18 protein-coding genes are annotated in these 18785 nt (G+C 64.5%); 7 read left to right on the forward strand and 11 right to left on the reverse strand.

Annotated features, from left to right (window positions below):
* Positions 1-129 precede the first annotated feature (129 nt).
* Entirely contained in the window at positions 130-1029 is a 900-nt protein-coding gene (locus OHA40_RS00870) for an AfsR/SARP family transcriptional regulator (protein ID WP_330231153.1), read from the forward strand.
* 141 nt (positions 1030-1170) lie between these two features.
* Here OHA40_RS00870 and OHA40_RS00875 read toward each other — a convergent pair whose 3' ends face one another.
* Positions 1171-2568 (reverse strand): ABC1 kinase family protein, encoded by a 1398-nt coding sequence (locus OHA40_RS00875; RefSeq protein WP_330231154.1) that lies wholly within the window; start codon positions 2566-2568, stop codon positions 1171-1173.
* Positions 2569-2742: 174 nt separating this feature from the next.
* Here OHA40_RS00875 and OHA40_RS00880 point away from each other — a divergent pair, with 174 nt between their 5' ends.
* Positions 2743-3405: a TetR/AcrR family transcriptional regulator gene (locus OHA40_RS00880; protein ID WP_330231155.1), complete on the forward strand. Its 663-nt coding sequence runs from the start codon at positions 2743-2745 to the stop codon at positions 3403-3405.
* 393 nt (positions 3406-3798) lie between these two features.
* Entirely contained in the window at positions 3799-5049 is a 1251-nt protein-coding gene (locus tag OHA40_RS00885) for a PucR family transcriptional regulator (protein ID WP_330231156.1), read from the forward strand.
* Between the two features lie 200 nt (positions 5050-5249).
* Here the strand turns inward: OHA40_RS00885 and OHA40_RS00890 are convergent, their stop codons facing one another.
* The 6 genes from OHA40_RS00890 to OHA40_RS00915 form a co-directional block, all read right to left on the reverse strand.
* Positions 5250-5882: a TetR/AcrR family transcriptional regulator gene (locus OHA40_RS00890; RefSeq protein ID WP_330231157.1), complete on the reverse strand. Its 633-nt coding sequence runs from the start codon at positions 5880-5882 to the stop codon at positions 5250-5252.
* An 82-nt stretch (positions 5883-5964) separates the two neighbouring features.
* Positions 5965-6624, reverse strand: coding sequence for a TetR/AcrR family transcriptional regulator (locus OHA40_RS00895; protein ID WP_330231158.1), 660 nt, complete (start codon positions 6622-6624; stop codon positions 5965-5967).
* 426 nt (positions 6625-7050) lie between these two features.
* Positions 7051-7239 carry a hypothetical protein gene (locus tag OHA40_RS00900; protein ID WP_330231159.1) on the reverse strand — a complete coding sequence of 63 codons (189 nt, stop codon included), beginning with the start codon at positions 7237-7239 and terminating at the stop codon, positions 7051-7053.
* Between the two features lie 551 nt (positions 7240-7790).
* Positions 7791-8060: a hypothetical protein gene (locus OHA40_RS00905; protein ID WP_330231160.1), complete on the reverse strand. Its 270-nt coding sequence runs from the start codon at positions 8058-8060 to the stop codon at positions 7791-7793.
* Positions 8061-8342: 282 nt separating this feature from the next.
* Entirely contained in the window at positions 8343-9614 is a 1272-nt protein-coding gene (locus tag OHA40_RS00910) for a PucR family transcriptional regulator (protein WP_330231161.1), read from the reverse strand.
* A gap of 683 nt (positions 9615-10297) precedes the next feature.
* Complete coding sequence (locus tag OHA40_RS00915; protein WP_330231162.1) at positions 10298-10819, reverse strand: hypothetical protein; 522 nt, start codon at positions 10817-10819, stop codon at positions 10298-10300.
* A gap of 170 nt (positions 10820-10989) precedes the next feature.
* Between OHA40_RS00915 and OHA40_RS00920 the strand changes: the two genes are divergently transcribed.
* Together OHA40_RS00920 and OHA40_RS00925 are read left to right on the forward strand one after the other, a co-directional pair.
* Entirely contained in the window at positions 10990-11190 is a 201-nt protein-coding gene (locus OHA40_RS00920) for a hypothetical protein (RefSeq protein WP_330231163.1), read from the forward strand.
* 717 nt (positions 11191-11907) lie between these two features.
* On the forward strand, positions 11908-12060 hold the full coding sequence (locus tag OHA40_RS00925; protein WP_330231164.1) for a hypothetical protein: 153 nt from the start codon (positions 11908-11910) through the stop codon (positions 12058-12060).
* A 138-nt stretch (positions 12061-12198) separates the two neighbouring features.
* Here the strand turns inward: OHA40_RS00925 and OHA40_RS00930 are convergent, their stop codons facing one another.
* Both OHA40_RS00930 and OHA40_RS00935 read right to left on the reverse strand, forming a co-directional pair.
* Positions 12199-12372: a hypothetical protein gene (locus OHA40_RS00930; RefSeq protein ID WP_330231165.1), complete on the reverse strand. Its 174-nt coding sequence runs from the start codon at positions 12370-12372 to the stop codon at positions 12199-12201.
* Complete coding sequence (locus OHA40_RS00935; protein ID WP_330231166.1) at positions 12363-13100, reverse strand: helix-turn-helix transcriptional regulator; 738 nt, start codon at positions 13098-13100, stop codon at positions 12363-12365. Before OHA40_RS00935 ends, OHA40_RS00930 begins: the two co-directional genes overlap by 10 nt.
* 110 nt (positions 13101-13210) lie before the next feature.
* On the opposite strand from OHA40_RS00935, the gene OHA40_RS00940 reads away from it, so the two are divergent.
* Both OHA40_RS00940 and OHA40_RS00945 read left to right on the forward strand, forming a co-directional pair.
* A complete protein-coding gene (locus OHA40_RS00940) occupies positions 13211-14536 on the forward strand; it encodes a hypothetical protein (protein WP_330231167.1) in 1326 nt (441 codons plus the stop codon).
* Between the two features lie 77 nt (positions 14537-14613).
* Positions 14614-16620 (forward strand): erythromycin esterase family protein, encoded by a 2007-nt coding sequence (locus OHA40_RS00945; protein ID WP_330231168.1) that lies wholly within the window; start codon positions 14614-14616, stop codon positions 16618-16620.
* Between the two features lie 5 nt (positions 16621-16625).
* On the opposite strand, the gene OHA40_RS00950 is transcribed toward OHA40_RS00945, so the two are convergent.
* Positions 16626-16964, reverse strand: coding sequence for a hypothetical protein (locus OHA40_RS00950; protein ID WP_330231169.1), 339 nt, complete (start codon positions 16962-16964; stop codon positions 16626-16628).
* Between the two features lie 286 nt (positions 16965-17250).
* Entirely contained in the window at positions 17251-18771 is a 1521-nt protein-coding gene (locus OHA40_RS00955; RefSeq protein WP_330231170.1) for a catalase, read from the reverse strand.
* Between the last annotated feature and the right edge of the window lie 14 nt (positions 18772-18785).

The following is an 18785-nucleotide window of genomic DNA, read 5'->3' on the forward strand; positions in this document are numbered from 1 at the left end:
TGTCGTGTGGCCACATTCCGACGCTGCGACAATGGTGACAAATAACCACAATGCCCTCTGTGCGATAGTTGTGACCCGTAATTAGCATCGTTCTCACCAGGGGAAATGTCGAGTAAGAGAGGTTCGCCAATGGCGCTCAGCCTGTCCTGGGACGCACCCGCCACCACCGCACGGGACGATGTGCGGCACACCGGCGCCGTCCACATCGATATACTCGGGTCCATTTCCCTCGTCACCGCCGACAGCCGCACAGAATTGCGGGCCGGCAAGATCCGATCGATGCTGGCCGTTCTCGCCCTCAAGGCCGGGAACACCGTCTACTACAACGAGCTCACCGAAGAATTGTGGCCGGGCGAGCTGCTCAAGAATCCACGAAACGCAATTCAGGCGCAGGCGACGCGCATCCGAAAGACAATGGAGAAGTGCACGGACGGGATCGGAGAACCGATTGAGTTGCGCGCGGTGCAGAACGGCTACGTGCTCGACATTCCACGCGATGCCGTGGACGCCAACAGATTCCTCGATTACACCACGCGTGGATTCAGCGACCTGGCCGTCGATCCGGTGCGCGCGCTGCGGTCACTGCAGCAGGGACTGCGGCTGTGGCGCGGGCCGGCACTGCTGAACACCCACGCCGGCGAACGATGCCGATCCGCCGCCGCCTTCCTCGAGGAGCAGCGCATCCTGGCCTGGGAGGATCTGGTCAGCGCGCATCTGTTGCTCGGTAACAACCGCCAGGCCATCGTCGAACTGCAACGGCTCGTCGCGGCCGACCCGTCGCGCGAGCACCTGTGTGGACTGCTGATGCTGGCGCTCTACCGCACCGGCCGTCAGTCCGAGGCCCTGCATCTGTTCCATCGGACCAGACAGCGACTGGATACTGAGCTCGGGGTCGAACCCGGCCGCGCGCTATCGCGCCTCTACGAGAGCATCCTCGCGCAGGACAGCACGCTCGACTCGGCCGCGGCGGTACTGAGACGTGCGGAAGTCGACCCGCGTCCGGTGACGAAGAACCGCCTGACAGCCTGACACGGTCGCTGTCAGCGGTCCAGCGCCACTCCGTCTGATCAACGCCACGGCAGTCAGGCCAATGCGCATTGCCCGCCAGGAACATCAGCGAAGATGAATCGAGAGGCCGGTCAACTTCTCCGTAGCGCGGTGATGACCTGGTCAGCAGCGGGAAGGTGGACCCCACAGTCGCCCGGCTCGCCACCGCGCCGTCGCCCGCCCGATATCGGTTGCCGGAGGCTCGCCGTAAAGCCACTCACGGGCCAGTCGATGCCAATTGTTGGTCGTCTCGAGCTGACCGAGCGCCGCGAAGGTGAACAGGTCCGCGCGCCTCGAGAACACGTGCTCGGCCGGCAGCCGCTGATGCCGTACACCCCGGAATTCGGCCGCCCTCGGGTCGACGGCGAGCACCACTGCCCCGGTGGCGAGTTCGGGGGTGATCGCGATCTCCTCGTCGAGCAAATGCCAACCCGAGGCGGCCCACACGTATTCCAGGCATTCCTGCGGGGTGACGCCCGCGTCCCGGTCGATGATGCCGCGTCCGACCCACGCCTGGTACAGATCCCAGGCCCGGTGTTCACCGGCGGCCAGCAGGGACGCACGCTCGAATTCGGCGTCGGCGGGATTGATCCGGTGATAGAGCCCGAAATCCACGAAGGCGAGGCGACCGTCCCTGTGCAGAAGGATGTTGCCGGGATGTGGGTCGCCGCAGAACTCGTAGTCGGAGAAGATCGAATTGATGTAGAAGCGGTAGATCAGCTCACCGATCCGATCGCGGTCGGTCCCGGGCAAAGCCTGAATCTCTTGGAAGGACTTCCCTTCGACGAAGTCTGTCACGAGAACGTGGTGCGCGCAGTGTTCTCCGATGCTGTCGGGGACGGTGATGAAAGGATGATCGTGGAAGCGGGACGCGACTGCATGCTGGGTCCGCGCTTCACGGAGGTAGTCGAGTTCACTGCCGATGTTGCGGGCGATCTCTTCCAGCACGGCGGCGTCTGCCGCGCTGGGCAGCACGGATCTCCACAGCTTGGCGAACAACTGCAAGTTGCGCATGTCCGCCTGGACGGCCTCGTCCACCCCGGGGTATTTCACCTTCACCGCGACCATGCGCCCGTTGTGCAACCTCGCCCGATACACCTGGCCGATCGAGGCTGCGGCCACCGGCACCTCGTCGAAATCGGCGAACACTCGCGACATCGGCCCCAGATCACCCTCGATGACCTTCCGCATCGCCCTGAACGGAACCTCCGGGGCGCGATCTCGAAGTTCGGCGAGTTTGACCCGAAACAGTTCACGGTGTGATTCCGGGACGAGGTCGACATCGAGAACCGACAGCATCTGCCCCAGCTTCATCGCCGCACCTTTCATGCCGCCGAGCACAGTGACCATTTGCTGCGCGGCTTGCAGAGCGGACCGCTCGGCGAGTATTTGCCGGGCTTCGTCGGGCCGACCGATCATCGACAACCGAGTCCCGACCCCACGCACAGCCTGCCCCGCGACCAGCCGGCCCACCCGACTCCCGCGCACCAGTCGACCTCTGGGCACCCGACCGGCCGCCATCTGCACCTCCGTGGGCCCGCCCATGGCCTATGTCGCGCGCCGCTGCGGTCAGCTGTGCCCGCGCTGTCGGCCGTGAATTCAATGGCCTAACAAGCTACCCCAAGCGGCAGTGGCATTCGACAACTACAGTGAAATGAGTAAAGCTCAGTTTTCACCCCAAGGCAGGGAAGTGTGATGCCGCAGAAGGCCGCCCCACAGCACCGTCGCCCGACCCAGCAGCGCGCGAAGGAAACCAGGGAGCACATACTCGGCACCGCGGCACGGTTGTTCTGTGAGCGTGGAATCGCTGAAACGTCGACGAACCGGATCGCGGCGGCGGCCGGGTTGAGCATCGGCACGGTCTATCGGTACTTCCCCGATCGGGCCGCCATCGTCGATGAACTGCTCGAGCGCCTTCTCGAGAACACAGACCGGCGCTTCACCCATTGGGTGTCCGACTTGTCGCAGCGCCCGACTCCGCAGCTGCTCCTCTCGGCTCCGCAGGTACTCACCGAGATGCTGGAACTCTTCACCGAAGAGTTGGTAGCCCACGCGTACTTGGTGCGCGCGCTGGTCGGCGGAGTTCAGTTCTACAGCAGCGGCATCCCGGAATTCGAACCGCGTCTGCGTCTACTGGTCAAGGTGCTGTTGATCCAGCTCCTCGGCCCCGGCGACGATCACAAGTACGACATGATGACATACGTGCTGATCAATACCGGCTTCGCGGCGGTACTGCGCACAACGGCCCTGGAGGTCGACGACCACGAACGCCGCGAGGCCATCGCGATGACCGCACAGATGATCGGCGCATGGCTCGACGCCGAAGTACGAGCTGCTCAACTCCCCGACACTCCCTGAGCCCCGCAGCCAGGACCGGTCAGGACCGTGTCAGCGCCCTGCCAGTAACCCCAGGAGTGCATGCCGATCGGCTGAATCGGGCATTCAGCCCTGATCAACCGGACCGTGAGCACAGCCGCAAAAGTGAGCAACTGTCTCGCGGAACCATTGACGGATATCTTCGAACGCTGTTACGAATGGCCTTCGGCGCAGGTCACCGCCATGATTCACCGACATCGAGCGGTCGGGCAATGAGGAGTAGAAGCTGAGCCCGAGATCACCTTATCGTTGGGTCCCGACCGATCAAGTGCCACAGGTCAATCGCGTTCGTCGCGGGAATCCGCGGCCTCACGCGGCTGCGGACCGGACCATCGGCCGGAAGAACCGCAGCAACTAGGCGGAAGGGAGTCGACGATGACAACCACTGGGGCACTCCGGAATGGGTTGACCGTCTCGGGCAAACCGATGTCATTACCCTTACAGGACGTGCAGGGGGTGTCTCGGCAGCTGGTCGGGCACTCCATCGACAACGTGACAACCTGCGCCACGCTGCCCGGTGACATCATCAACGGTGATGTCACTGCCATCGCCCGGGTCTGTCTCGAGCTGTCTGTCAGCATGCTGGACGGGCAGGATATTCCGGCGAAGACCGGCCGACTGGCCGAAGCGGCCGCCGGTTGGGCCCGGGAAGGCGTGCCGATCGACACGATCCTGCATTCCATCCATGAAGGATTCAAGGTCAGTATGGATCTCATCTTCTCGAACGCGACGGTGAAGGACTACGACAATCTGGTGGACGGCGCGAAACTGGTGGTGGAGATGCTCGACATCATGAGCGCGACAGTCGCCCGCGCCTATGTCCGTGAGCACAAGGCTGCGGTCAGTGAGCACCACACCGCCGTCCACACTCTCACCTCCGCGCTGCTGGCGGGAAACACCACCGCAACAATGGCCCGCGAATGCGGACTAGGCATCGCCGACAAGTACTCCGTTCTGGCAGTGGATATTCCAAAACACCCGGACGAGCAGCATCCGATGCTCGACGGCAAGGTCGTAGCCCGCCGCAAACTGCGCCGCCTCCAAGCCGAACTCGCTACCCGCTGCGGCGAGAACGCGCTCGCGTTGCTCAGTGTGGACGGTGGGACGATCCTGATCCCGACTGCGACGCTGAGCGACGAGCACCTCGACGAACTGCTGGCTCAGCTGTCGGCGGCCGCGCGCGTGCCCGTGACAGCGGCCGTCGTTACCGCGTCGGTCGCAGGGGTGCCCGATGCAGCCGATCGCGCTCACGAACTGCTCGATATGGTGCGGCGGCTGCAAGGTGCCCCCAACCTGTACCGCTTCGCCGATATGGCGCTGGAATACCAGCTGACCCGGCCGGGTCCGGCTCGTGAAACTCTCGAGTCGCTGCTGGACCCCCTCGACGATCACCCCGAACTGCTCCAAACCTTGCGCAGCCATATCAGCAACAACCTCAATCGCCAACGCACGGCTCGCTCGCTGCACATCCACACCAACACCGTCGACTATCGGCTCAGGCGCATCGCCCAGCTCACCGGACTCGACCCCACCGCCACGTCTGGTTGGTGGCAGCTGCGTTCGGCGCTCGTCGCCCGTACGTTCAGCAAGCCCAGCCAACGCGATATCCGGGTCGACGCCGTGTGAACTGCGATTCGCGAACCAGGCCATTTCGACACGCCGCCTCGTATTCGAGTGTGCCGAAGTTCTGTGAGTTGCACGAAGGTCGCGATCACAGCCGGAGGCCAGCCAGCTCAACTCCAAGCCCGATGCCGTTATCGAATGTGGGACAGTACCTTTCGGCGACCCACGTAGTTGCCGCTCCGGTGACTGATAGTGCGTGGCGGTTATCCGAGGCTTGTCGATGCCTCGATCTCGGCTTCAGCGGCTGCCGCGATCAGACGGGCGGTCATGACGATGACTTCCTTGCGCTCGCTGGTGTCAGCATCGAGTAGTGCGGCGCGGACTGCCGCCGCGAAACCGATGTTGATCAGAACGAACGCCATCACGTCGTGGGCGTCTTCATTGCCGGAGCCGAGTACCTGAATTACCAGAACTTTCAGTAGCGCGCGCAGGCGTGGTTCGAATCCCGGGAGACCGCTGTTGTAGTACGCCAGCCCTCCCGCAAGCGCTCGCACCAGTGAGGCGTTGGCCACCAGTTCGTCAGTGATGGCCTCGAGGATGGCGACGGCTAGTTCCAGAACGGTTTTGCCGGCGGTGGCGGACACGCTGCGAACGAGGTGCTGTTCGATATTTTCCAGCAGCCTTTCCAGCAGCTCGTCCACCATGACCGTGCGGTCGGCGAAGTGGCGGTAGACGGTGCCGACGCTCACTCCGGCCTCGGCGGCGATCCGGTTGGTCGAGGTGTTGGCGATCCCGCCTTCCCCGAACAGGCGCGCGGCGGTAGCGAGGATGTGCTCCCGGGTCGCCTTCGCGCGTTCTTGTGCCGGACGACGAGTCGACTTCATCGGCGGCCTCACGTACTCGCTCCTGCCCGGCGGCCTGGGAGGCCGGGTGTTGTGCGACCTGACGGTGCGCCGATCGTTCCGCATTCGACCTGCGTCATGCCGAGTCCCGCGTGCGTTCGGATTCGATCCATGCCGCAACCGCACGCGCGGTGATGGCGAGGGCCTGTGTACGTTGCTGGTTGTCGATCTCGAGCACCGACGCGCGGAGTGCTGCCGCGATGCCGGTGTTGATCAACACGATGCTCATGACGTCGTATTTGTGGTCGTCGCCGGGGCCGAGCAACTGGATCACCGCCACCTTGGCGAAAAGACGCAGGCGGAGTTCGAGCTCGGGGATGCCGGTGTCGTAGAACGAGACCCCTGCCGAGATCGCGCGTATCAACTGGGCGTTGGCCATCAACTCGTCGGTGATGACCTCCAAAATGGACGCCACCAGCTCCGCGGTGGTTTGCTCGGCGAGGCCGAACACGCGCTGAGTGAAGCGTTGTTCGGCATTTTCCAGCAGCCGCTCGATCAGCTTCTCCACCATGACCGTGCGGTCGGTGAAGTGTCGGTAGACGGTGCCGACGCTCACTCCGGCCTCGGCGGCGATCCGGTTGGTCGAGGTGTTGGCGATCCCGTGTTCGCCGACCAGGCGTGCGGCAGTGTCGAGAATGTGCTCCTGGGTCGCCTTGGCGCGTTCCTGTGTCGGACGACGGGTCCCGTTGTTCGGCGGCATCACATACTCCTGCCTGCTGTCGCTAGGAAAGGGCACCGTCGCCAACCCTACGGCCTGTACGGGCGTCCGTGGCCCGGAACTGCCGCAACCAGGGGACAACTGGCGCAGTCGCCGCATCCCCCTGGCAGCGCGGCAGCAACGAGAAGGTGCGGGCCGCGTTGACAACGTCGGGCCCGGCGACGTATCGGGTCGGCAGGTCCGGGACGAATCCGAGAAACGCGGTACCCGGCGCGAGCGCCAGCAGTAATGCCCGAGGGAGGCGGACCGGTTTGCGAGTTGGACCGGTGGATGACTGGGGAACTGTGGAAGCTCAGCACCACAATCACCACCGGGTTGAAGCCCGTCTCGCCGATTTGCCGCCGGTTGTGACGCTACCGCGGAGCGTCGAGTGGGGGTCTCAGCGGCGAGGCGGACCGGAGCTTCCCCGGAGAACGAGCCGAGGTGGCATGACGAGCTCTTGCGCTACTGCCGATCGTCCTTCCACGCGGTTGATGGCGCACTGGACCGCAGCGGCCCGTCCGCGCACAACACCGCGTCCACCACATCGAATACCGCATCCGCCCGCCGGGGCAGGCACCGATACAACTCCCGCCGGAACGCCGACAGCTCCCCGACCGCACCGGCGCAGCCGGTGTCGTGCACACTGTTCACCGAAGCCCTTCGTTATCGAAAGTCTTTCTGTCGCAAGGAGACATTCAACCAAGGGCTTCACCCATGATCACCCGGGATACTGAAAACCCAGCTCAGAGGTTAAAACTCAAGCTAGGGCCTGTTTCGAGGTCCACGCCGTTGTGGACCGTCATCGGCGTCGTTGCCGGACGGCGGAGCGTCGAGCACCCACACCTGAAACGGGCATTCCGGTAGAACTGGAGCGGCATGCAGTTCTGATCGTTCTGTCGCGCGCGGCCTGCGGGAGACCGCAAGGGCAGCGCCGAGTTCCAATCGACATGATCAGTGCGCAGGCCGAATACAGCGGCAAGGCTGCAGGTGCTAGTTCGTCGTGCCAGGCGAACGAATCCCGGGGCGGGCAGCGTTGAAACATACTCCGTTATCTGTGCCGGCGGAATCAGCGGGCTTGCTGACCAGTTCTTCCGCGTCGGGTTGCTGAGAGCCCTGGGTTTTTCCGGCTGTGTCGCGTTGAACCACATGACGGTGGCCGTTGGTTGACAGCCCGATGCGCACGCAGCAGCGGGCGCGGGGTTTCAAGATCGCATCCATCGCCATTGTCGACACTGTGGTCGCGGCGGAATGAGTTTGGTCCAGAAGTCGTGGCGTACCGCGTCCCACAACTTATTCATTTCCGGAAGGAGTTCTCGTGCTTGTGCGAGATCGGGAAAATCGTCGGGGCCGAAGGATACGATCGGCGTGGTGCCGGATGCCTCGTGGACGGCGACGATGGAGATCAGGTGGTCCTGAAACGGCCGCCATGTTGCGCGCAATCCGTCGGCTTCGGTTCTTCGCGTGTCATCCATGTTTTGTTTCCAACTCGTCGGCTTTGTTCTAGGGCGTTTTCGACCGTTGTCAATGCCGATCTCCTGCTGATTCTGATTGCACGAATACTATCGGTCGGGTCGGGTGCGGGCATGGGTGAGAAACGCAAACATGCCCTATGTTCGCAACTCATAGGCGTACCGGGTGGTGTGAAGTCTGCGATTGGAAGGGTGGCGCTCTCCAGCGCGGGCGCCGCCGTGCTGCGGCGGGAACAGCGGACGCTGATCGACCAGTAATTACGCATCCGCTCGACGGCACTCCGGTCACCTGCGGTAAGTGTGGGCAACCAATGCCGAGCGCAGGTGCCACAGCCCGCTGGCCTGGGCGGGGTCGAACCCCGTGAGCTGACCGATCCGCTTGAGCCGGTGGTCCACGGTGTTGGTGTGTACGTGCAGTAGCCGCGCAGTGCGCTGGCGGTTGAGGTTGTGCGTGATATGGACCTGCAGGGTCTCCAGGAGTTCCGGGTGTTCGTCCAGTGGATCGAGCAGCGACCCGAGATATTCGCGGGCGGGGCCGGGGCGGGTGAGCTGGTATTCCAGCGCCAGATCGTCGAAGTGATACAGGCCCGGCACCGACCGCAGCCGGGTGACCATGTCGAGTAGTTGATGGGCTTGATCGGCAGCGGTGGGCACGGTGTCGGTGGGGGCGGTGACCACGGTGGCGGTGATGGGCACGCGGGCCGCCCGCGACAGGTGCCCGATCAGGTCCTCCAGAGCAACCTCGGTGATGTGATCGGCGGGGATGAGCAGGGTGCCGCCGTCGATCGACAGCAGCGACAGCACGGTGTCGTCGCAGCGGGTGGCCAGTTCCGCCTGCGCGCGCCGGAGTTTGCGGCGGGCAACGACTTGCGCGTCCAGTATCGGGTTGGATTCGTCCGGGTGGGACGGAATGGCGAGGGCTATGACGTGATAGCGGTCGGAGATGTCGATGCCACACTCGCGGGCCATGGTGGAGGTGGGGTGCCCCCCGAGCAGCGCCGAGGTGAGCGTGTGCACCGCGGTGTGGTGCTCCGACACGACCGCGCGAAGTTCGCGCACATAGGCCACCGAGACTGCCGTGGTCATGCTGTCGAGCATTTCGACGACGAGTTTGGCGCCGTCGAGGATACTTTGGTAGTCGGCGATGCTGGGGGTGAGCATCGGCTCGGTGTCGGCCGAGCCGGAGGCACGCTGCTGAGCCAAGGCGGGGGACACCACCAGGTCGAAGCCGATCTTGAAGCCCTCGTGGATGGCGTGGTGAATGGTGCCAATGGGCACGCCTTCGCGAGCCCATTGGGCCGCGGCGTCCTCGAGCTGTTCGGTCTTTTCCGGAATGTTGCTGCCGTCCAGCATGCTCACTGCCAGTTCCAAGCACACGCGCGTGATGATGGTGATGTCGCCGTGGATCGCGTCACCGGGCAAGGTGCCGCAGGGGGCGACGGTTTCGACGAAATGCCCGACCATCTGCCGTGACAAGGCCCGCACGTCTTTCAACGGCAACGACATGGGTCGGCCGGATACGGTGAGTCCTTGCCGGCGGGGAGCGGTGACAGGCATGGTCGAACTTCCTTTCGTCCCCGTTAACTGCGCTATTGCACCAGAGTAACCAGAACAAGATTCGGAAGAACGGCTTACTCCGAGTAACGTGAAATTTCGGGAGGGCCGGTCAGCAAGCGATAGTGATAGTTCACAATGACGGTCGCTAACTGCCACTGACGTGCCGAGATGCCGGAGAGCGGCGAGTCGAGCACGACCGGGGAAGTCGCCGAAACGAGCGCAACCGGCGAGATCGACGGCGTGGATCCACACCTCTCGGGCGCGCATCCAGTCCCGTCTCGGCAGCAGGTACGGTGCGGGCCTGGGCCGTGCGCGAACCGCGGCCCAATGCGGTCCAGTCCACGGAAGGTTCGTTTCCCTAATCAAGGACCAGCTGGTCTGCTGCTTTCCGTCTGGCCCCATTAGGGTAACCGGTTTCATCTGGATCAGGCTCTCGAGCCCGGATGCGCAAAGGTTATCGGTATTCCTCTGACGCCGATCGGGGGAACCATGGCTAGGGCCCGTTTCGAGGTCCACGCCATTGTGGACCGTCATCGGCGTCGTTGCCGGACGGCGGGGCGTCGAGCACCCACACCTGAAACGGGCATTCCGGAAGAACTGGAGCGGCGTGCAGTTCTGATCGTTCTGTCACGTGCGCGGCCTGCAGGAGACGATAGTTCTCACGGTTTCCTGGCCATCCTGCGTCATCCGATTCTCCTCCATCCCAAGGGCAATTGGAGGCGCCGTTCCCGGATCTGGTCCACCATTTCGGCGTATCCTTCACGAGCTTCGCACAGGTGAAACCATGCTTGGTGCCGCTCTTCGGCTTCCGCTGAATGCAGAACGGTCCACCACGCCTCCGCGAAGGTCTTTGCGATGTGGTTGATCACCTCGCCCAACGAATGTGTATGTTTGCGCGCGCCTTTCGTGCGCGGTACGTAGCGTGCCGCCCACACATTGATATCATCGACAACTTCCTCGATTCGTGCCCGGACTTGCTCACAAGTGATACCGACTCGTAGAAGCTCGCGGTCGAGCTTGAAATGTATCAATTCGGCGTGCAGGTCGCTGAGATCTCGCGCCCAACCAACAAGGCGGGCCGTATTGTCACAGCGACCCGAGATCGCCTGAAGCAGATGTTCGGGCTCCAATAACGGCACCGCCCTGCTCGACGAAGGCTGTGCGGCCAGCTCAGTGATCAGTGACGCATATCCGTGTATATACATCGCCCACTACCTCACCGGGTTGCCCCAAGGACAGCGCCGCGCTCCACGATCCTTACGTTCCCGGTACCGGCGGGGCGCAGAACGGTCGGGTGCGTGGCGACATCACGTACTTCCCGACCGAGGGCGGCGGAGGCGTCTGGTCCTGCAGCTCGATCGCATACTGCGGTTCGTTGTCGCACAACCATGACGACAACAACGTAGTGTTCCCCGGCGACGAAACCCAGGGGTGGCTCACCGACAACCTCCTCACTGCGCAGGATATCCACCCGGACGGCAGCGACCTCGGGCCTAATCACCGGGCAGTAGCCGAAGCGATCGGCACCGCACTCGCTCCAACGGTCCTCTTGTTCACCGGAGTGCTTCAGGCGTGATTCCCAAAGTGAAGACGAACTGAATATCGACTGAAAACACCTCGGCAACAGTCCCTTACCTTGTAAGGTTCCAGGTAAAAGGGACATCGCTGAGTGGACCGGCGGCACGCCGGTGACTCCGCGGTGTCCTGCAACGGGATCCTGAGTTCGCCCGCCACGGCGAATTTTCCGGGGCGGCAATCGGGGCACGGGTCCACGTCTTGCTCCACTCGGGGGCGAATCCAGTGGCTGGAACTCGCGCCAGGCAGTGTCGGTGACACTTTCGTCGTCTTCGAGCAAGGCAGCACGATTGTCGTTGACGTGATCGTGCACGGATCCGATGGGATTCGTTCAGCGCCAGGCTTCGGCAAAACACGCCTTTGACCAGTCATGATGAGCAGCATCGGGATTGGTTGGGGGGACTTGAACCTGTGTCAAGTGGACACCGGCCCCGCATACGCACATCAGCAGCCCGAGAGCCAGCGTCGCAATGACAGTCTGCCGACAGCATGAATCGTGTTGCCTGCGAGAGTGGCGCGAGCAAGAAACCTGCGCTTCAATCGATGTCGAGAGAATCAGCAGACGGGTCACGAAAGAGGTGACTCCATGCTGAATGCTGTCCCAAATGATGCTGCTAGTGCTGTCGTCCAGCACCGCCTCACGAGATTTTCTGTGCGACCATCGAAGCCGATGCTGTCAGCCTGGCCCGCTGCCAGGCGCCACTACCGGCGGCCCGGCATGAGTGACAACACCGGTCACACGCGTGACTGGACCGACGAGGAACTCGCCTACATCGGCGAAGTACAGCAACGACTCTCCGGTCCCCTCTCCGAACACCAACTCGCCGTGCTGCGCCGATGGTGGCAAGGCGGCTACGCCAAAGACCAATGAGAGCACCGTAAGCCCCAGCGTTCCGCTCGAACACCCCCGCGCGCAGGACACCGGAGCGCACCCGAGGATTGAACACCAGCAGTCGGACCAACCCTTCCACCACATGCCCGGCTCCAGGGCACGCCATTCGGACCGAATTCACCCCGCCGCAGCGTGATACAGCTCGCGATGCTCCGCCCACGGACGCTGCCGCTCCTCCGGACTCATCGCCAACAACGCCCGCAACTTCCCCCACGCCACCTCATCCACCGGCGTATACACCTGCATCCACGCATGCGGAACCGACGGCAACGACATACTCGTCAAAAACATCTCCAACTCCCCACCGCCAAATTCCGCACCTGCTTCGTCCGACTCACCGGAACCGCCACATCATTCAACGCCCACAACGACGCGAAACCCACACTCTCCGCACACAACTCGGCGATGAACCCCTCCCACCCCGGATCACCCAGATTCTTCGCATACGCGCCACGCAGATACCCCACCATCCGACGCAGATCATCCCAATTATGGTGATAGGTATTGCAGCACTCCGGTGTCAGAAACACTCGGCGCGCCACATTCCGCTCCCCCAGCAGAAACCCCGGACACAACGCCTCATACGACTTGTTGTTCGCCAACACGTCATACCGCGCACTCAACACCACACCCGGCAACGGCTCCAAATGATCCAAAATCACCTGCAACTCCTCCGGCAACGCCGTCCCCGCATGCGCCGTCGGCACCGTCGGCACATCCGCCAAACGATACAAATGCGCCTTCTCCGCCGCATCCAACGACAACGTCCGCGCCACCGCATTCAAAACTTGAACACTGACGTTAATTTCGCGGCCTTGTTCAAGCCAGGTGTACCAGGTGATCCCGATCCCAGCCAGCTGAGCGACCTCTTCGCGCCGAAGACCGGGAGTCCGCCTCCGCGGGCCCGGCGGCAGTCCCACATCCTCCGGTGAGATCCTGGCACGCCGAGATTTCAGGAACGCTCCCAGTTCGGCGCGCCGGGCCTTGCGCACCGCCTGAACATCGGCCACATCGGTCATTCCCTGATCCTCCCGTACCGTGCTAGAGGTATCCAGGTGCTGTCAGTACCAGTTTTGGCGACCGGTCGCGCCGCGCTATTCGGCCGGTCCTCGCTGGGTACGCCGGTAGTGTGGTGCGACGAGGCGAAGCACTCGAGGGCGTCACCGCCTTCCTGGCCACCGCGGTGGCCGGGCTGGTGCTGGTCGTGCCGCTCAGTTTCGGCCGGTCCTGCAATTGCACGCCCTATCAGGTCAACAGGTTGGTGCTGAACGCGCCTCGCGAAGCGGCGATCGGTGTCCTGGTCGCTGCGGTGACCGCCGTCGTCGCCGTGAGTCTCGCCCGGCCACGCACGGCGTGGTCGATCGCACTGGCGGCGACGCTGCTGCTGGTCGGCACCCGTACGCTCGAAGAACACAGCGCCTCGCCGGACGTGCTGACCACCACCGCGTACCTCGACGCCATCGGCAGTGGAATCCTGCTCGGCGCCACGGGCGTGGCGGTACTCGGCCGCCGGGTACCGGCCACCGGATTCGTGCTCGGTGGCATCGGGACCTTCCTCGTCATCACCCTGTCCCAGGCCTCGGGCCTGTTCGGCAACCCGCATCGCGCGACATCCGAACCGCGCGTCTGGTCGATGCTGGAAGCGCAGCCCGTGTGGTTGCTCGGCGCGGTGGCCTGCCTCATCGGGGCGAGCCTGCTGGTCACGCGGCAACGGTTGACGCCGGAAACGATCTACCCCGAGTTGCCGCTCACCCCGGTCGTCGCCGCCGTCGTGCTCGTCATGACGCAGTTGGCCCTCGTCAGCTGGCGTCACCGTCAGGGCGACGACGGCAGCGCGCTCACCGTGACGGCACTGTGCACGCTGCTCGCCGCGACCGTCGCCGCCTGGCTGCTGCCACGCCGAGATGGGATCGCGATCTATCTCGCGGTCGCGCTCAGCGCCACCGGGAGCGCGATCGGCACCGGTCCCCGTCCCGGCTGGAGCGTGCTGCTCCTGCTCGGTCTGCTCCTGCTCGGCCACATGGCCGGCACCCGATCGCACAATCCCGCACTCGGCGCCGGCACGCTCCCGGTGATCGCAGTGCTCGCGGTGGTCGTTCCGGCAGCTGCCGCCCCAACTCTCGCCACCGCCGCACTCGCGATCGTCGCCGGGTATTGCTCGGCTGCCTTCCAGCCGCGAACCGCGGGCAGCATCCTGGCGATTGCGGTCCTGTGGTGCCCGTCGACCGTGGCCCCGGTCCGCACCGAGTCCTTCGACTGGACGATGATTCCGCCACACCATCTCGGCGATTGGGGCACGATCACCGTGACCTCCGGCGCGGGCTGGGCGGCATTCGCCATCGCGATCGGCTGCGCGATCGGTGTCGTGATCCGCGCTATCCCGCGTCCCGAACAGCCGCAGCCCGACAAGGTCCGCCCGACACCACCGCGATACGGCCGGACCGCTACCGGCTGACCGTCGGTTCCGGCCACCGTTCGACTCGGCCTTTCCGATTGCCGTTACCCCGACGGTGGAGTGGGTAGCGCGAGAACATGGTGGCCACAATGTTCCATGACCGGCGCGACGCGGGCCGGGTGCTGGCCGGGCTTCTCGACGAGTACCGCGATCGCGACGACGTGGTCGTGCTGGCCCTTCCCCGCGGCGGAGTACCCGTCGCGTACGAGGTGGCCGTGCGACTGGGCGCACCCCTCGATGTGTTCGTGGTGCGCAAGCTCGGCGTTCCCGGCTACACGGAGTTCGCCATGGGAGCGATCGCCGGTGGCGGGGTGATCGTGACGAACGACGACGTGCTGCGCACGGAACGGGTCGACCCGCGCGATTTCCAGCGCGTCGCCGAGCAGGAGGCCCGGGAGCTGCGCCGACGCGAAACGGCCTATCGCGAGGGCCGCCCGCTTGCGGATGTCGCGGGCAAAGCGGTGGTCCTGGTGGACGATGGGCTGGCTACGGGGGCGACGATGCGCGCCGCGCTGGAGGCAGTGCGGCAGCTGCGCCCGGCACGGATCGTCGTGGCCGTCCCCGCCGCGCCCGCGTCGAGCTGCCGGGAACTGAGCCACGTCGTCGATGCGGTGGTGTGCGCGACCACTCCCGCTCCGTTCTACGCGGTCGGTGCGGCGTACTGGGAGTTCGACCAGACCAGCGACGACGAGGTCCGGGAATTGCTGCGGAAAGCGGCATCCACGCGCGCAGCGGCGGAGCACGAGGACCAGGAGGAGGATCAGGCATCGATCGTGCGCCGGACGCGGGTCCAGGCGCCGCACGGCATACCGCCGGACGACGTGCTGTTCGAGTGGGTCGGCGACGCACGCTTCGTATTGTTCGGCGAGGCCTCGCACGGCACGCACGAGTTCTACGCCGCCCGCGCGGAAATGACGAAACGGCTGATCGAGCACAAAGGCTTCCGGGCGGTAGTGATCGAAGGCGACTGGCCGGACGCGTACCGGGTGAACCGATACGTACTGGGTCGTGGTGACGACGGATCCGCCGAGCAGGCCCTGCGCGGGTTCGAGCGTTTCCCTGCCTGGATGTGGCGCAACACCGTGGTGTCGGATTTCGTCGGCTGGCTGCGCGAGCACAACGCGCGCACCGCGGCGCCGCATGAGCGAACCGGTTTCTACGGGATGGACCTCTACAGCCTGTATCGCTCCGCCGAGGACGTGATCCGCTACCTGGACGAGGTGGATCCCGGCGCCGCACGCCGGGCACGCGAACGCTACTCGTGCTTCGAGCAGTACGGAACGGAAGGGCAGGAATACGGGTACTCGGCCGCGTTCGGCGCGAGCGCGCCGTGCGAGCAGGAGGCGATGGACCAGTTGGTCGACCTCCAGCGGCACGCGGCCGAGCACGCGAAGCGGGACGGTCTGGTGGCCGAGGACGAACAGTTCTTCGCCGAACAGAATGCCCGCCTGGTGCGCTCGGCGGAGGAGTATTACCGGACGATGTTCGGTGGTCGGGTCTCGTCGTGGAACCTGCGCGATCAGCACATGGTCGAAACGATCGAGGCGCTCGGCGACCATCTCGGCAGACAGTTCGGGACGCCGGCCAAAATGGTTGTCTGGGCGCACAATTCCCATCTGGGTGATGCGAGCGCCACGGAAGTCGCGTCGGTTGGCGAATGGAATGTCGGGCAATTGCTCCGGGAGCGCTACCCGAGCCAGTGCCGGATCCTCGGCTTCACCACCTACACGGGGACGGTGACCGCGGCCGACGACTGGGGTGCGCCCGCCGACTGCAAACGGGTGCGGCCCGCGCTGGACGGCAGCGTCGAGAAGTTCTTCCACGAAACTCGTGCAGGCGATTTCTGGACCGGTTTCGAGGATCCCAGCCTCGCCCGGGTACTGCGGTCGGCACTGCTCGAGCGCGCTATCGGCGTCCTCTACCAGCCCCGGACCGAGCGGCGCAGCCACTACTTCCGGGCGCGGGTGGCCGACCAGTTCGATGCCGTGATCCATATCGACCGGACCACCGCCCTGGAACCGCTCGAACGCACCTCCCGGTGGGAGTCCGGTGAATTGCCGGAAACCTATCCGTACGCCGTCTGAGCAGACTATCGAACGGTATCGGTGCGCAAAGCGTCTCGTGTCAGGAGTTCCGATCCGGCCGCACCGCCGGAGTAGGCGGCATCGGGCCCGGTGCGCGCCGCGCCGGCGAGGCGTCGGCCGAGCGGCATCTGTGGCTCCGGCGGCCGGGGTTGGGGTGGAGTGAATCGCAGAATCCCCGAAAAACCGCGAAATCCACCGGGTATGGGGATCTCCCCGGGGATATCAGAGGCACCGGGTATGCCGACCGATGACGGCTCAGCGCTCGCGGGCGCGGCGGCGAGCACTGCGACGGCGGCCAGAGCGACAGCGCCTGCGACGAGCCCACCCTCGGCAATGAACGCCATGATGCGGTCCTCCGATCTCCGTCGGCAGGCCCGTTGGGACCCATACGGGTGGCACGGGGATATCACCGAGCCGCGAATGAATTTCGAAACACCACGGTGTTGTCGAGCCATCGGATCCAGAGAGTCATGTTTCTGCACGAATTCGAATGCGCAAAGCCGGACACTCACAATTGAGATAACGAAACGATAACCAGGAATCGGCCACGCGGGCCAGGGACGTGCCCGCTGTCGCGGCAAGCGGGCACGACGAAGCGGCCGGTCGCCACCGGCCGCCCAGTGCGTCGGGTCAGGCTTTGGCCTGGGCCGAAGAGCGAGCCGGGTTGGCTTGGGCCGCGGCCTTGGGGTCACGCTCGTTCTGCTTCGCCCGCACGCCCGTCTCGACGCGGTCACCCAGATCCTTGTCCACGTTGCGCCAGTACTCGAATGCCCGGTCGAGCACGGGCGCCGTGACGCCGTTGAGCAGGTGCCCCACGAGGTTGTTCACCAGCCGCTGACGCGCCGCGTCGTCGAGCACTTTCCGGACCATGGTGCCCGCCTGGCCCCAGTCGTCATCGTCCTTGCGCAATGTGTAGGCCTGGCGCACCATCTCACCGTCGGTGTACCAGCTCGGGACCGGCCCCGCCACCGAAGGATCGGCGTGCGGACCGCCCTTCGAGTTCGGCACGTACACCGGGTCGCCCGGGTTGTGATGGCGCATCGCGCCATCCTTGCTGTACGAACGCACGGTGGTGGCGTGCGCCGTATTGACCGGCAACTCTTTGTAATTGGCGCCGATGCGGTTGCGGTGGGCGTCGGGGTAGGAGAACCACCGTGCCAGCAACATCTTGTCCGGGCTGGGGCCGGTGCCGGGTACCGAACTGCTCGGCTCGAACGCCGCCTGCTCGATCTCGGTGTGGTAGTCCGCCGGGTTGCGATCGAGTGTCATCCTGCCGACCTCGATCAGCGGATAGTCGCCGTGCGGCCAGACCTTGGTCAGGTCGAAGGGGTTGAATCGGTAGGTCTTCGCCTCCTCGAACGGCATGATCTGCATCTTCAGCGTCCAACTCGGGTAGTTGCCGCCCTCGATCGCCTCCCAGAGATCACGGAGGTGGTAATCGGTGTCCATCGAGGCCATCTGGTCGGCTTCGTCCTGGGTGAAGAACTCGATACCCTGATCGGTCTTGAAGTGGTACTTGACCCAGAACCGCTGCCCGGTGGCGTTGAACCACAGATAGGTGTGGCTGGAATAGCCGTTCATGTGCCGCCAGCTGCGCGGAACGCCGCGGTCGCCCATCAGCCAGGTCACCTGGTGGGCGGATTCCGGTGACAGTGTCCAGAAGTCCCACTGCATGTCGTGGTCGCGCAGATTGTTGTCGGCGCGGCGCTTCTGGGAACGAATGAAGTCCTGGAACTTCATCGGATCGCGGACGAAGAAGATCGGGGTGTTGTTGCCGACCATGTCGAAGTTGCCCTGCTCGGTGTAGAACTTCAGCGCGAACCCGCGTGGATCCCGCCAGGTGTCGGGGCTGCCACGCTCGCCCGCGACCGTGGAGAAGCGGGCCAGCATCTCCGTCTTCTTGCCGGGCTGGAACACCTCGGCCATCGTGTAGGCGCTCACGTCGTTGGTGACCTCGAATGTGCCGAACGCCCCGCCGCCCTTCGCATGCGGTTGACGTTCGGGTACCCGCTCCCGGTTGAATGCCGCCATCTTCTCGATCAAGTAGGCGTCGTTCAGCAGGATCGGGCCGTCGGGCCCGATCGTCAGCGAGTGCTCGTCACTGGGGACCGGGATACCGGCGTCGTCGGTGGTGTAGTTCCGAACAGACATCTCTCTCCTCTCCT

The sequence above is a fragment of the Nocardia sp. NBC_00508 genome, assembly GCF_036346875.1.
Taxonomy (GTDB): domain Bacteria; phylum Actinomycetota; class Actinomycetes; order Mycobacteriales; family Mycobacteriaceae; genus Nocardia.